This window comes from Gracilimonas sediminicola, from assembly GCF_024320785.1.
Classification (GTDB): domain Bacteria; phylum Bacteroidota; class Rhodothermia; order Balneolales; family Balneolaceae; genus Gracilimonas; species Gracilimonas sediminicola.
Genome location: NZ_JANDBC010000002.1, coordinates 1 through 14,692 on the forward strand (window position 1 = coordinate 1; position 14,692 = coordinate 14,692).

Annotated in this window: 13 protein-coding genes; 1 reads left to right on the forward strand and 12 read right to left on the reverse strand. The window is 45.8% G+C overall.

Translation table 11 applies throughout. The features are described 5' to 3' along the window. From NM125_RS09795 to NM125_RS09850, 12 genes are all read right to left on the reverse strand, one after another. Positions 1-3,474 (reverse strand): efflux RND transporter permease subunit (locus NM125_RS09795; protein ID WP_255134735.1); only part of this gene is annotated, 3,474 nt, incomplete at its 3' end. 159 nt (positions 3,475-3,633) lie between these two features. Further along, positions 3,634-4,089: a hypothetical protein gene (locus tag NM125_RS09800; RefSeq protein WP_255134736.1), complete on the reverse strand. Its 456-nt coding sequence runs from the start codon at positions 4,087-4,089 to the stop codon at positions 3,634-3,636. A gap of 579 nt (positions 4,090-4,668) precedes the next feature. After that, positions 4,669-5,991, reverse strand: coding sequence for a tetratricopeptide repeat protein (locus tag NM125_RS09805; protein ID WP_255134737.1), 1,323 nt, complete (start codon positions 5,989-5,991; stop codon positions 4,669-4,671). Positions 5,992-6,027: 36 nt separating this feature from the next. Beyond that, the gene (gene flgL, locus NM125_RS09810) at positions 6,028-6,921 is read right to left on the reverse strand and encodes a flagellar hook-associated protein FlgL (RefSeq protein WP_255134738.1); all 894 of its coding nucleotides are present in this window, start codon (positions 6,919-6,921) and stop codon (positions 6,028-6,030) included. Positions 6,922-6,924: 3 nt separating this feature from the next. Further along, the gene (gene flgK, locus NM125_RS09815; protein WP_255134739.1) at positions 6,925-8,283 is read right to left on the reverse strand and encodes a flagellar hook-associated protein FlgK; all 1,359 of its coding nucleotides are present in this window, start codon (positions 8,281-8,283) and stop codon (positions 6,925-6,927) included. Positions 8,284-8,285: 2 nt separating this feature from the next. Continuing rightward, positions 8,286-8,795 carry a flagellar export chaperone FlgN gene (gene flgN, locus NM125_RS09820; protein WP_255134740.1) on the reverse strand — a complete coding sequence of 170 codons (510 nt, stop codon included), beginning with the start codon at positions 8,793-8,795 and terminating at the stop codon, positions 8,286-8,288. Between the two features lie 23 nt (positions 8,796-8,818). After that, the gene (locus NM125_RS09825; RefSeq protein ID WP_255134741.1) at positions 8,819-9,127 is read right to left on the reverse strand and encodes a hypothetical protein; all 309 of its coding nucleotides are present in this window, start codon (positions 9,125-9,127) and stop codon (positions 8,819-8,821) included. A 21-nt stretch (positions 9,128-9,148) separates the two neighbouring features. Further along, the gene (gene flgI, locus NM125_RS09830) at positions 9,149-10,276 is read right to left on the reverse strand and encodes a flagellar basal body P-ring protein FlgI (RefSeq protein ID WP_255134742.1); all 1,128 of its coding nucleotides are present in this window, start codon (positions 10,274-10,276) and stop codon (positions 9,149-9,151) included. A gap of 23 nt (positions 10,277-10,299) precedes the next feature. Continuing rightward, entirely contained in the window at positions 10,300-10,929 is a 630-nt protein-coding gene (locus NM125_RS09835) for a flagellar basal body L-ring protein FlgH (RefSeq protein WP_255134743.1), read from the reverse strand. After that, a complete protein-coding gene (flgA, locus tag NM125_RS09840) occupies positions 10,911-11,615 on the reverse strand; it encodes a flagellar basal body P-ring formation chaperone FlgA (protein ID WP_255134744.1) in 705 nt (234 codons plus the stop codon). Before flgA ends, NM125_RS09835 begins: the two co-directional genes overlap by 19 nt. Before the next feature lie 24 nt (positions 11,616-11,639). Further along, positions 11,640-12,431 carry a flagellar basal-body rod protein FlgG gene (flgG, locus tag NM125_RS09845; protein ID WP_255134745.1) on the reverse strand — a complete coding sequence of 264 codons (792 nt, stop codon included), beginning with the start codon at positions 12,429-12,431 and terminating at the stop codon, positions 11,640-11,642. 30 nt (positions 12,432-12,461) lie between these two features. Beyond that, a complete protein-coding gene (locus NM125_RS09850) occupies positions 12,462-13,202 on the reverse strand; it encodes a flagellar hook-basal body protein (RefSeq protein ID WP_255134746.1) in 741 nt (246 codons plus the stop codon). 413 nt (positions 13,203-13,615) lie between these two features. Here NM125_RS09850 and flhB point away from each other — a divergent pair, with 413 nt between their 5' ends. Beyond that, on the forward strand, positions 13,616-14,692 hold the full coding sequence (gene flhB, locus NM125_RS09855) for a flagellar biosynthesis protein FlhB (protein ID WP_255134747.1): 1,077 nt from the start codon (positions 13,616-13,618) through the stop codon (positions 14,690-14,692).

The following is a 14,692-nucleotide window of genomic DNA, read 5'->3' on the forward strand; positions in this document are numbered from 1 at the left end:
ATAGGTTGCCATCACTACACCTCCGTCAGCCGCTATTCCAAATAAGGCGATGAATCCCACCCACACAGCCACACTTAAGTTCACGGTTCCCATTTGAAACAGATCCCGAAGATTTTGACCAAACAGATCAAAATTCAGAAACCATCCCTGACCGTAGAGCCAGACGAGCAGGAATCCCCCCGCCCAGGCCACAAAAATGCTACTGAAGATCATGGATGTAGTAGCCACAGACCGAAATTGGAAATACATGATCAGGAAGATAATGACCAGCGCAATAGGCAGGATAACGCTTAGCCGTTTCTCAGCTCGTACCTGATTCTCATAGTTACCCGCGAATTCGAAATTGATACCTGCGGGAATCGCTATGATACCGGAGTTCACACTCTCTTCAATAGCACGTCTGGCATTTTCTACCACTTCAATTTCAGCAAAACCATCTAACTTATCGAAGATTACATAACCCACCAGGAACGTATCTTCGCTTTTGATAGCTTGTGGTCCTTGGCGGTATTTAATCTCAGCCAGTTGTGAAAGAGGTACTTGAACACCCGTTTTGGTGGGAACCAAAAGTTCATTTAAAGCCTCAGGGTTATCTCTTAACTCGCGGGCAAAACGAACACGAATGGGGTATCGCTCTCGCCCTTCAACGGAGGTTGAGACTGCCATCCCACCCACACCCATCGCCATAAATTGCTGCACATCCTGAACGGATAACCCATAACGAGCCAATTGTTCCCGGTTCCAGTGAACTTCCAGATAGGGTTTACCAACAATACGTTCCGCAAAAACGGATGAAGCTTTTACCCCTTCAGCATTCTTCAGGACATCTTCCAATTGTAAACCAAAATTTTCGATTTCTTGAAGATCACTTCCCTTTACTTTGACACCCATAGGGGCTCTCATGCCAGATTGCAGCATCACCAATCGTGTTTCAATGGGTTGAAGTTTTGGTGCCGAGGTAGTTCCGGGTATGCGTGCGGCGGCTACAATTTCATCCCAGATATCATCCGGGGAGTGAATATGATCGCGCCACTGGCGATAATACTCACCGTTTTTATCCGGGATCAGTTCTCCATCTTTATCTCTTACAAACTCCCCTGAATCATTGACCTCGAATCGCATCCGTCGGCCATTTTCATCCGTTTTGTATTCCGATTTATATTGAATCACATTTTCGAACATGGAGATAGGTGCCGGGTCTAAGGCTGATTCAGCCCGGCCCATTTTTCCAACAACCATTTCAACTTCTGGTATGGAGTTAACAGACAGGTCAATTTTACGCATCACGTCTTCTGCCTCTTCTACACCTGCGTGAGGCATCGTAGTAGGCATCAAAAGGAAAGCTCCTTCATCCAGTGCGGGCATAAATTCTTCACCCAGTCCTGGAAAAGCTTCGGACGCTGAAGTCCAAACGGATGTTTCGCTTATATCAACCCCGACCGTATTAAAGCTTTTGGCTACAAATCCAAAGGTAGTTGCAAAGCCCAGCCAAATTACCACCCCAAAAATCACGAAAAAGGATGGGAGGGTTAGAAAAACCTTTTTATGATCCAGACACCAACTAATAATGGGTTGATAATATTTGATGATGAGCCAGAAGGTGGCAAGAATAAGGGCGATCACTAAAACGATAAAAAACAAATTACCTACAAAAGAGACTGATGGGCCAAAAGGAAGCCAGTATTCTGTCAGTAGCCAGGTGACTACTACTACAGAAAGGGCGTTGTTGAGAAATGGAATTCGTTTGTGATATTCTTCGCCTAAAAAGAATCCCATACCATTGATGAGTCCGAAGCCCATGATCAACAGACCACCCCAACCTGAAACAGTCAACATGGCAATGAATCCTCCGATCGCCAGCAAACCGTTCCAGCTCAGTTTTAATTTCCGATTGTTGATCTTTAACCCAAAGAACCAATGGGCAAAGGGTGGAATCAGTGTGATTGTAATGATAATGGAAGCAATCAGCGCGAAGGTTTTAGTGTAAGCCAATGGTTTGAATAGTTTCCCTTCGGCAGCGATCATCGTAAAGACCGGGAGAAAACTCACAATGGTGGTAGTTATGGCCGTCAATACAGCCCCGACTACTTCTAAAGTAGCATTGTATATAACTTCCAGAAGTGATTCATCTTCCTCCATTTCTTCCAAATGCCGGAGCATATTCTCAGAAAGAATGACTCCCATATCCACAATGGTACCAATGGCAATAGCGATCCCGGAAAGGGCCACAATGTTAGCATCCACCCCAAAATACTTCATAGCAATGAAGGTCATGAGTACAGCAATGGGGAGCATTGCAGAAATTAGCACCGAAGTTCGCAGATTCAGTACCATTATAACGATCACGATAATGGTAATCAGTATTTGAAGCGTGAGAGCTTCTTCGAGCGTCCCCAAGGTTTCAGAGATCAGCGTAGAGCGATCATAAAATGGGACAATAGTGACTTGAGATTCGGTTCCGTCTTCAAGGGTTTTTACAGGCAGGCCGGCAGAAATCTCCTTGATCTGTGCTTTTATATTATCAATTACCTGCTGGGGATTTGCACCTTGCCGGGCTACGACTACTCCACCAACGGCTTCTGCTCCAGCCTTATCCAGCACACCTCTTCGTGGAGCCGGCCCCATACTTACGAAGGCTACGTCCTGAATTCGAATGGGCGTATTATCCACTACTTTAACCACAGCAGATTCCAAATCTTCCAGGTTTTCTATGTACCCAATTCCCCGAACCAGGTATTCCACGTTATTCATTTCAATAGTTCGGGCACCGGTCTCAGCATTGGTTTTCCGAACCGCATCAATTACTTCAGGCAGGGTAACCCCATATGTTTTTAGTTTGTTTGGATCGATGTCGATCTGATACTCTTTTACGTACCCTCCAATGGAGGCGACTTCTGCCACACCTTGAGCTCCTGATAGCCCGTATTTCACATAAAAATCTTGTATAGACCGTAACTCCTGGGGGTCCCAGCCACCTGCGGGCTCTCCACTTTGATCCCTGCCTTCCAGCGTGTACCAAAATATCTGTCCCAGTCCGGTAGCATCAGGACCAAGGGCGGGCTTTGCAGTTTGAGGAATAGTGCCTGCCGGAAGTGAGTTTAGTTTTTCAAGGATGCGGGAGCGACTCCAATAATAATCCACATCCTCTTCGAAAATGATATAAATGATGGAAAGACCGGTCATCGAATTACTTCGAACGGTTTTGATGCCAGGCACAGTCAGTAACTGAGTGGTCAAAGGATAGGTAACCTGGTCTTCTATATCTTGAGGTGATTGTCCTTCCCAATCAGTGTAAACGATCTGTTGGTTCTCCCCAAGGTTGGGAATAGCATCCACAGGAACACGATCCCGAGGAAGAAAGTCAAGATTCCAGTTAAAGGGAGCTACTGCAAGTCCCCAGCCTACTAAGACTAACAAGAATAGTACAGCAACAAGCTTATTTTCCAGGAAAAACCGGATGGTTTTATTTAGCATGAGTTTATTATTGATGAATCGGTACAATTAAAAAAGCGGTCATCTCTCGATAGATAACTGAGACCTTGAAGCCTATTTTTTACAATAGATAGATAGTACAAGAATCAAGGTTCCTGACGTTACAGGAATGACTTTAGGGTAGAAAAGATGTACCGATCCCTAAATCAAAAAAGTCTCGTTGGCTAAAAAGATGGGTGGTGGTGAATAGGAATCCGAAATTAGAATAGCGTGGTTGTCGGATTCAGTTTTAGTGGTATGATCTTCCGCAATAACCTGGACAACAGCCAAAACCTTTGCTTTCACTTTTTGGAAAACTGGCGCTTCGGTTTTAACCGGTGCTTCATCGATACTGCAGGCACAGGCAAAACCGTAATCGTGCATTCCTACCATTGATATGGCAGGATTTGCCTCCTCGTTCTTGTGCTGATGCTCCATGGGGCAGTCATCGTGTCCCGCCATCATGGTCATAGGCATTTTATGATCAGCATGCATGGTTTCCATGGCATCACATTCTTCCAAGTCTTTGGCGTGCAGGCCTGTTGGAAGTGAAACACCAATGAGTATGCTCAGGCTTAGCAAAGATGCAATGAAGCGATATGTTGCAGAAATTTTCACGTGATAATATTAACGATTCTAACTGAGAGCTAAAAGCGATATCAAAATTATGCACATTTTAGATAGAATTCTGTAAATGTCATTATTAAAGGATTACCATGGTTGCTTTTCAAAACGGGGTAATGAAGAACTACTTACCAAGTATTTCGCGGCAAAGATCCTTCGCGGTTACTATCCCGGCCCTGCTTTAGTATTCTTGTGCTCAGGATGACTCAGAATCTATTCTCTTCTCCTAAACCAACCAACATCATTCAGAGCGTAGCGCCTGCCAACTAAAAAAGGATGAACCTTGGCAATGAAATGTTTTACAGACAGCTTAAGAAATGATCCCTATCAAAATTTGATGCCTGATCTAATCAAGGCAATCTTTCAATCCCATAAATCAAGGTTCATAAACTAAGGAACCTTGATTGGCATGATTGCAGGGTTACCATGATTTTTATTCAAACAGATGTAATGAAGAATTACTTACCAAGTATTTCGCGGCAAAGATCCTTCGCGGTTACTATCCCGGCCCTATTTCAGCATTCTTGTGCTCAGGAATGACCCGATTTATGTAACCGGGTAACAGGCAAGCAATCAGGCTACTTTTGCTACTAACTTCTGGGCTTGTTCTACTCGGTTGGTCTTAACGGATGCCACAATCAGTCTGCGCCGGTATTCATCAATTTGCGGGTTTGAATTGTAGAGTTCCCAATACAACTCGTACACAAACTCGTGCCACTCATTTTGCATAAACATAGTCATGTAATCGTTGAGCTCTTCCCTGATTTCATCGTCCATGGTCCCGGATCCTACCTCATCTTCAAACATTTTATTGAAGAAAAATTCCGACTTTTCGAAGTCCGTAAGTTCAATCGACAGCACTAAAAGCTGACGCAGAAACGTGCGGTCCACCTCTCCGTTTTTAACAGCAAACAGTTCGTTCAGAAGTTTGGAGGCTTCTTCCCTTAAACCGGATTTCAATGCAAGATCAGCCAGGTTAATCAAGGTCTCTTCTTCGGAGATTTTCACATCAAAATTGGCGAGTGAATAAAGCTCAAGTCGTTCGTAATAGCTGTTCAGCGACTGAAAGGCTTGCTTCCATTTCTTTTGCAGCTGAAAGATTTTGAACTGAATCAGGTAAGGAAGACTTTGCAGAGGCTCTGCATCCAACGATTTCTCCGTCAGTGCCAATGCCTGCGGCCATTTATACTGTTCGGCCAAACAACTTGCCAATCCATTCACTGCTCCTAAGCGATCAAAAGGTAACAACCGGCTTTTCTTAAGTAACTGCCGGTATTGTGCAGCGGCATGCACATATTTTCCCTCTTTGAAATACTGATCTCCCTGAACCAGGTATAACTGTGGAGAGTAGGATTGAAGCGTTAATTCATCCGAAGGGTTTACTTCCTGAACCGGATTTGTTTTCCTTTCAATCATAATGGGCATGGAAGCCAACCCAATTTCATTCTGGGTGATGAACCGGGTACAATCCGGAAGATTCTTACCATCAAATACCTGGGTTTTTCCTTTCTGAACCAGGCGAATTTGATAATGCTGATATAGCTTTTCATTCTGGGTATGAACAATCAGCGCCGGAGCCCATTTCTTTTCATGGACCTCCGCCTCATTGGGAAAATCATTGAATTGAATGACTTCATCATCTTCCACAAAAAGGGTCCACTCTTTATCAGATTGTGCCAGCATCTCATTCCAGATATCGGATCGCTGTTCTTCTTTCTCAGAAGTTCGCCACCCGATGTGTTCATCCAAATGATCCGGACGTTCGGCCGGGCTAACAATCCTGATGCTGTTGAAAATAGAATCCCATTCAGCAATCTTGGTTGAATTCAGGTATTTGATGTCGGTCAGATAAACGACCAAATCAATCCACTCTTTGTATTTAGTTTCTTCTTTCATGACTATTGATTCCGATTCTAATTTCAAGGTTCAGGCTTAGAGATAATCGAGCAGGGTATTTTTGAACATTGTAGTATGAACCGCCATTGCCGACTCATACGCTACTTCAATCCGCTGTAAATCCGAGAATGCTTCTGCATAATCCGTATCTACCAAGCGACTGATATCCGCTTCTTTCGTAATTCGGGTGGCTTCATATTGTTCAAACATGAAGTCCATCCGGTTGATATTATTCCCCAATCTTGAGGTCACATCCGTCACATGCTCAATGGACTCATCCACATCAGGCAGCAGGTTATTCAAAGCAGTTACGTCGTTATCACGCAAAGCCTGTTCAATATTTCCAATCACCTCAAAAAGATCACCCGCCGGTGTATTTCTGATTTCCGAACCGGTTACACTGATGTCGATATTGACACCATCTCCGGCCTGTACTTTAGGCGATTTGTTGTTACTTCCGTTTGAAACTCCACCCACGGCCGTACCGTCCAGTTCAAAAGGCTTTTCACCGCTGTTGGTGCCGGCAAATAAATAGCGGTCGCCGTAGCTCAGGTTCAGGGTACTGATCAGGCTATCTCTGATGCCTGAAATGGAATCGGCCATACTGGCCCGGTTGCTTTCTCCCAACGAGCTGGATGCTCCCTGCACAACCTTTTCCTTAATCTCAATCAGCCGGTCGATGGTTTCATCAAGAGCATCCTGGGCCAACCGGCTTTGCCGAAGGCCACTTTCGATATTGCTCTGAAATTGCTCTTCCTTGCGGATGTCTTCGGTCAGAATCCGGCTTCGCTGGAAAGAAACAGGGTCTTGTGATGGCACCCTGACTGTTTTCCCACTGGAAAGGTCAGACTGAATCTTTGCCATTTCACCGCGATTCTTATTGATATCGCGCATGAAGTTTCCAAAAATAGTTTTCTGTGTAATTCTCATGATTTACCTCAAAATTCCGATGAGTGTGTCGTACATATTCTGTGCGGCCGACATTACTTTGGCCGCTCCCTGATAAGCATTTTGATATTGAATCATCAGGCTTAGCTCTTCATCAATATTCACTCCCGCTTCCCTCTCCTGCTGGGTCGTCAGCATCTGAATTTCGGAATCCCGGGCTTCTATCTGAGAGTTCAGGCTGCTCAGGCTATTCCCGGCCGATGTAATCAAATCCACGGAATAATCAATCAGCTTTCTTCCGCCAATCAGTTGTTGGCTGCGAAGTTCTGCGATCTGTAGAGCCGTTTCACCATTCCCAGCTTCACCGTCCGTATCTGATGCCGCAATATTTGTCGGATCATCCACCAAAACCTGGTTCAGGCTGATGGTATCAGCAGTGGTGTTGGTTGGGTTGAAAAAGTTTCGGCTTACGTTATCATTCAATCCATAACCGCCGGAGTGAATGGCATTAAATTCGGTCACTATTGTTGATGCGAGTTCATCCAGCCGGTCTTTCAATGCGGGTATTTCGGTTTGATACATCTCAAGCTCAGCACCAAGCTGACCGCCCTGAGGCTCCACCGTTTTCCCACTTTCAAGTCGAATCTGATAGGTTTTATCCACATCGTTGATTTCAGCTTTCAGATGATCTGCTTTTTCTGCATCCAGCACCTTCACCCCACCAATGCGTAATTCAACGGCATTGGAATCGTTGGCGCTTATTTCGTAGTCGGTAAGCTCAGACAACTCCTCCAGCTTTCGCACCCTCAGATCCAGACTTGTATTATCGGGAGCTCCTGCAGCATCGGCCTGAGCAATGGTCTGATTCAGAGAATGAATTTCTCCCAGCAAGCCGTTAATTGCATTAATAGTACTGTTTGATGACTCCAGAATCAGGTCGCTGGTACGATCTATATTCCGGCTCACATCCTTAAATTTAGTGGTCATTTGCCGGGCATCACTGATCAGGCTGTTGCGAACGCTGATATCCTGCGGGTCGGTGGACAGCTCAGAAAAAGTATCCAGCAAGTTGCTGATACTCAGGTCCAGATCGCTGCCTGAATCGGAAGCCATACTGGCCTCAAGCTGTTCAAAAACCCGGGCTTTGCTCTGCATGAACGACATGTTTTGCCGCTTTTCGTTCAGCATCACATCGTTCATCTCGTTTCGGAGACGGGTTACATTCGAGATATTTACCCCAAGCCCGGTGTTATAACCGGTCATCTTCATGCCGTTTGGGGTCTTATCGATCCGCTGTCGGGAATATCCCTTTGTGTCGGCATTTACAATATTATTTGAGGTAACCGAAAGCGAACGCTCGGCACTTCGTAATCCACTTTTAGAAATTTCAAATAGAGAGCGCATAATCAGATCTCCTGGTTAAAAGCTACACCTGTTGTAATTCCTGATTGCTCGCCGGTTGGGGCGTAATGGGTGTTTTTGGCATTATGAGCACTGTACATAGACTGCATCATGCGGGCATTCTGACTCATTGCAAACTCAAGCAGTTGCAAAATCTGGTTATGCTTACGCTGCAGGTCTTTGGTATCAGCGGTGAGCGTTTTGTGCCAGTTTTCTATATCAGTTACAGACTCCGGAAACACCTCTTTAAGGCTCACCAACCGCACCGGTGCTGTACTACCCGAGGTAGCTAAGAGTGTGGATAGTTCGCTGATGAATTCCTGCTCATGAATTTTAAAGCGTTTAGACAGATTCCCATGCACGTCAGAAAGCTCTTCAATTCTTACCGCATTTGAAGCGATGATAGCATCAATCTGTTCCTCCATCACCTTAATAATCTGTTTGGAGCAATTATGAAGCAGGTCAACCGATTCTGCTATCTGTTCTAATGAAGTGGTATCGGATATGTTATACATTGCTTTGTTTCTTAATTATTGAATTACTTTTTGGTGGATGCGGAAGAATGATCCCAGTACCTGGAAACCAAATCAGCCATTCCTAATTTTCTTTGAGCGGCGAGTTCACTCGCCAGAGCATCGGTGATAAAGCTTCTGTACATATTATTCGATTGTCCCATCATGCCGCCTTTATCGGACATCTTAAACGAATCTTTAGTGAGCTCATTCACCAAATGCTTTGCAAAAATCTCTTCGAAATCAGTAGCCGCCTTCTCTTTTTGGAGGTCCTGGCTTCTGTTTTTATCAACCTGATTTCGGGCTATGTTTAAAAATGAGTCGTCTACTTTCATGTCTCTTCCTTTTGCTTTTCTCTACATTACAATGAGTTTGCCACGTAATACACCGGCTCTGTCCAGTGCCTGAAAAATCGAGATGATATCTCTCGGGCTTAGCCCCAGCGCATTCAGGGAACCGGCCAGCTGCTGTACATTTGTCTCCGGTTCCAGCACAATGGTTTGGGCCGCCTGCTCATTGATGCCCGCTTCCGGCACATCAAACACCTGTGTCTCTCCCCCGCTGAATGCCGGAGGCTGACTTACATACGGTGTTACCTGGGTTCGCACCTGAATATTTCCGTGTGAAATCATTACATCGTCAATTACCACTTCACCGCCGGCTACAATGGTTCCGGTTCGCTCATTAATAACTACTTTAGCCGGTGACTGAACCTGAATTTCCTGCTCCAGAATGATGCTGGTAAACACGTTCATGGTGCCGCGATCTCTGAAGGCTTCCGGCCAATTCACTTTTACCAAACCCGGATGGTGCATGGAAGCCAGCTCTTCATCAAACGTTTCGTTGATGATTTCAACCATATTCCGGGCATTGGCATAGTTTGGTTCTCTCAGGACCAGCCCCAAAGGTTCTTCCGTACTTAAATTGAATTCTTCGTTTCGCTCTACGGTCCCACCGCTTGGGATGGTTGCTGTCAATGTCTGGTTTTGGCTGAGCCGGGCGCCGGGAATTTCAGCCGTTATTCCCCCTACAATCAGTGGACCCTGAGCCTTGGCAAAAACGGCATCGTTATCCGGATCAAAAAGCGGAGTTTGAAGCAATACGCCACCCTGCAAACTACTCGCATCTCCCAAAGAGGAAACAGTGATATCAATTTCACTTCCGGGAGCATGGTACGGGGTGATGGTGGCTGTAACCATTACGGCGGCTACGTTTCGGGTCCGGAGGCGATCTGCGTCGACGGTAATCCCGAAGTTCTCCAGCATGTTGGCAATCGACTGAACGGTAAATACCGATCCCCTGCTGCTGGATGAACGATCCCCCGTGCGGTCCAGTCCGGTAACCAGTCCATAGCCGATCAGTTCCGTGCGTTCTGCATTTTGGATTTCTACCAGATCAGCCAGCTTAGATTGCGCCTGTAATGGAACGGATAAACCGAATACCACAAGAGCTACAATAATTTGGGCGAGTATAGTTTTTTTCATGTTGATTGCTTCTGTAATCTTGTTCATCGTTGTAGTTCGCGCAGTATCATGGCAGCACCCATCCCAAGTGTGACGCCAGCAAACACCACTTTCTTGAGGAGGCCCTTGTGTTGCTTTTTCTTTTTGATGCCGCCCATTTTCTGATAGCTGATATTGGCATTGGCAATGCGATACGAAAGCACCTGGTTTCGACTGTCCACATCATTCTGCCGAACGGTTCCGGTAATCGACATTTTGTGAACCTCACCGTTTACCTCAGTCATCCGGTTACCCTCTACAATCAGGTCTCCCCGGTCGGTCACTTCAACAATCTGAACACTTATATAGCCTTCGAGTAACTGGCGCTGACTGGAAAGGTTTTTCTGATCAGAACCGTAGTTCACATTCACGCCGGAGCCAAAAGTTGGCTCAAATGGCAGAAAGTTACCGCTTATGGCCCCATTGGCTGATCCATCTGAACTGGTGGAAAGTTTGGAATCGGAGGTTGAACTTCCGGAAGTGCTTTCCTTTAGGATCACCGTAATAATATCTCCCACCTGATTTGCTTTCACATCCCGGTACAGGGAACTCTGTGCATAGCCCGTTCCTGAGAATAGCAGCGCCAGAAAAAGAACAACAGGTACGATTCGATTTACTAATGTGTTTTTTGCCATAATGCTTCTCCCGGACCTTTAACTGTGCCCAGGTATTTGTTTCGTGTTTCTTTGCAATAAATTTGAATTTCTTCGTCGATGGCCCCGTTTTGGCGAGCCTCACAAGTCAGGATAATTTGTATTCCAAACTCCGTGAATATCAGGTCAACATCCTCTCCCGCTTCTACCAAAAAAGGTGTACTTATCTCTGAATGGTGAATCGGCTGTCCCGGATTCACGGTTCTTCTCAATGTCTTTCCTGCCAGCTCTTCCATACTCCGAACCGGTTTATCCCGCCCCATCCGTACAGGTACCCAACGCCAGCTTAAATCGCCCGGCTCAATGGTTTGCCCGCTCATCATTCTTTGGTTGGGAACCGGAAGCTTTTGTTCCGCTTCTACTTTCAGCTGTATCTGAACTTGTTCAATCGAATTCCCGTCCAGGTACAGCACTTCGAAATTGGTGTATTGTTCAACCGTACCTTGCAGCTTAACAGAGCGCACATGTTCGGGTTGGGCTTTTAGCAAACTGCCTTGAATCCACCGGGCAGTAAGAGTGAACCGATACTCCTCTGGGTCAAATGTTGACTCTATTGATTCCTGAGCTTTCTCTATAATAACCTGCCTGGTTTCATCAGTTGCAGTGGGGTACGCCGGCCCCGCTACCACAGAGATGCTTGAAAAAAATATGAGGAGTATCGGTATCACGATGCTATAGATTGCTTATGGGTCTTATCGTTTGATGGAGTTAGTTACCGACATCATGTCTTCAGCGGTTTGAACCATTTTTGAATTGGTCTCATACGCCCGCTGCGCTTCAATCAGCCGTACCATTTCGGTTACAATATCTACGTTAGACTGTTCCAGGTATCCCTGGCGAACCACCCCAAATCCTTCTGATCCCGGCTCACCGAAAAAGGGCATGCCAGAGGATTCTGTTTCTGCAAACAGGTTGTCACCAAGGGCTTCAAGTCCGCCCGGATTGGAAAACTTGGCCAGTTCAATCTGGCCCAATTCAACCTGGGTATTATCACCGGCCATCAGGGCAGTTACCGTTCCGTTTTGGGAGACTTCAATAGCCACCGCGTCGGTTGGGATTTCGATTTGGCTGGCCAGTGGCAATCCGGAGTTGTTTACGAGCATCCCGGTGGCATCGCGACTGAAATTCCCGTCGCGGGTATAGCCTATGTTACCATCAGGCAGTTCTACTTGGAAGAAACCGGCACCGCTGACGGCCAAATCCAGGGCATTGCCTGTTTCGGCTACCGAGCCCTGCATAAAGTTTCGAATAGTGGCTACGGCACGGGAACCGTGGCCTATTTGCAGCGAAGGGCCACTTGAGTTTTGATTTCCGGCGTTGCCCAGCTTGGAAGAAGCGATGTTTTCATAAAATAGATCCTGAAAAGCAATGGTGCTTCTTTTAAAACCGGTAGTTCCAACGTTAGCCAGGTTGTTGGCTATGTTATCTACCGATCGCTGTTGAGCACTCATTCCAAGTGCGGCTGTACTTAATGCTCTAAACATAATGCTGTTGTTTATTCTGTTGTTTGATAATTAAAATCTGCCCAGTCGGGTGGTTACCTGAGAAAGCATTTCGTCTGTTGTTTTCAATGCACGCTGCTGGCTTTCAAAAGCCTGCATGTTTCTCATCATATCCACCATCTCCGTCAGGGGCTGTACATTTCCTTTTTCATAATATCCCTGCATCACCATCCCGGTGCTATCTTCTGAAAGCATGTCTTCATCTATCACCGAGAAATAAGCACTCCCTTTTCGGTTAAGCATGGCCGGGTCTTCCACATTCACAATGCGCAGGCGGTCTTGTGCTTTATTATTCAGCCGGATGGTTCCATCTTTAGATACTTCCAGCATGGCATTCCCACCTGTTTCTCCGTTCGACTGCATATATTCTGCAAGCTGAACCGGGCCGGAATCTCCCATCACTTTAGCACCGGAACTGTTTACCAGGTATCCGTCGGGATTAAGGTGAAACCGGCCGTCGCGGGTTAAAAACTGTTCACCATTTTCTTCCACTACAAAGAATCCATCCCCGTTGATACCCATATCAAATTCATTACCGGTTGGCTCCAGAACGCCCTGCTCCAGGTTCACCTGTTGCATGGGTACACTTTTTGAGATGGTTTTCCCATTCACGTTCTCCTGAAACATCCGGTAAAACACTTTGGTACCTTTAAAGCCCGGCGTATTAATATTCGACAAGTTATCCGCGGTCATTTCCTGAGACCGGTTCAAAACCTGCATCGCCTGCATTTGGGTATATAATCTGTCAATCATGGGTAACTGTTTGTGATCATCATTTAAGGATTTGAAAAATCCGCCGAGAACCATGGAGAACATTTCCTGCGATTCTCACGGATTGAATTACAAAATCTGTGCCAGTCGGTTGAAAAGGTGCTTGATTTCGGCACTGAGCAGGCTTCTTAAACAGTCTTTAGAGATGTTTTAAAAAGGATTAAATCACTTATTAGAGTACTGAATCGGCTATTAATGCTGCTTCAGGTGTCAGGCTTATACCACAGAAAGAATTTCCTGAACCGGGAAAAGTTGCACCCTACCCCCGCCTTCCTCTTTTAGGGAAATGTTTTCCGTTAGCTGGATTTTTTGTCCTGTCTCTTTCCCATCATCCCCCTTAAATCAGCCGAATTTGAAGCCGGCGACCGTGGTACTGTTTTTGATACCAATGGGACATGGCAGATAATAAATCAGATCAGGAAAAAACGGAGGAACCCTCCCAGAAACGCCTCGATGATGCGAGGAAGGAAGGGAATGTCAGCATCAGTAAGGAGGTCTCCTCGGTAGCTCTTATGGTTACAGCGATTATATCGTTTGTAGCGATGAGTGGTATAATCGGTGACCGGCTTACCAAGCTGTTCGAGTCTTTCTTTTCGAATGCGGGCAGAGGATTCGCCGATCAGGAGGAAGCTACGCGCTACCTGCAGGATGCATTATGGGCCGGTATGGAAATGATTACCCCAACCATGATCGGCTTACTTGTGGTGGCTATTCTTGTAAATGTAGTGCAAACCGGAGGGGTCTTTTCTTTTGATGCTCTGAAATTTAAAGGCAGCAAAATGAATCCGCTTAGCGGACTCAAGAATATTTTTTCGACCAAAGGACTGGTAGAGCTGGTAAAGGGAATGCTGAAACTACTGATCATCCTGGTTGTCGCCTACTTCACAGTAAATAGTGACATCAACCACTTTGTCTCATTCATCATCTCCCCATTGGAGTATAGCATGAGCCAATCCGGTTCCTTCATTCTATTATTTGTAACCCGGATTATGTCGGCCCTGCTGGTTCTTTCCATTGCTGATGCCGTGTACCAACAGTTCCAGCATAAAAAAGACCTGCGTATGACCAAGCAGGAAGTAAAAGACGAATACAAGCAGATGGAGGGTGATCCGCATGTAAAAGGTCAGCGTAGAAAATTCGGAATGAAACTCCGCCAGCAAAAAAGAATGGATCATGCAGTTCTTGCTTCCGATGTGGTAGTAACCAACCCGACCCACTACGCCGTTGCCCTGAAATACGATCCCGAAAAAAGTAATGCACCTATAGTAATGGTGAAGGGAAAACGGCTGCGTGCTTTAAGAATAAAAGAGCTGGCCAAGCAGTATGGCATACCTATTGTAGAGAATGTACCTGTAGCCCGTGCTCTTTACGCGACGGCTGAGGAAGACGAATTCATTCCTGCAGACCTGTATCGTGCCGTAGCAGAGATCCTGGCGTACGTTTATAAACTGAAAAACAAACACAAAGTATAA

Bases quoted from the DNA above. Each gene is read 5' to 3' on its own strand.
- flgI (WP_255134742.1), bottom strand. From the start codon at position 10,276: ATGAAAAAAACTATACTCGCCCAAATTATTGTAGCTCTTGTGGTATTC.
- NM125_RS09805 (WP_255134737.1), bottom strand. From the start codon at position 5,991: ATGAAAGAAGAAACTAAATACAAAGAGTGGATTGATTTGGTCGTTTAT.
- flgN (WP_255134740.1), bottom strand. From the start codon at position 8,795: ATGTATAACATATCCGATACCACTTCATTAGAACAGATAGCAGAATCG.
- flgG (WP_255134745.1), bottom strand. From the start codon at position 12,431: ATGTTTAGAGCATTAAGTACAGCCGCACTTGGAATGAGTGCTCAACAG.
- NM125_RS09835 (WP_255134743.1), bottom strand. From the start codon at position 10,929: ATGGCAAAAAACACATTAGTAAATCGAATCGTACCTGTTGTTCTTTTT.
- flgK (WP_255134739.1), bottom strand. From the start codon at position 8,283: ATGCGCTCTCTATTTGAAATTTCTAAAAGTGGATTACGAAGTGCCGAG.
- NM125_RS09850 (WP_255134746.1), bottom strand. From the start codon at position 13,202: ATGATTGACAGATTATATACCCAAATGCAGGCGATGCAGGTTTTGAAC.
- flhB (WP_255134747.1), top strand. From the start codon at position 13,616: ATGGCAGATAATAAATCAGATCAGGAAAAAACGGAGGAACCCTCCCAG.
- flgL (WP_255134738.1), bottom strand. From the start codon at position 6,921: ATGAGAATTACACAGAAAACTATTTTTGGAAACTTCATGCGCGATATC.
- NM125_RS09825 (WP_255134741.1), bottom strand. From the start codon at position 9,127: ATGAAAGTAGACGACTCATTTTTAAACATAGCCCGAAATCAGGTTGAT.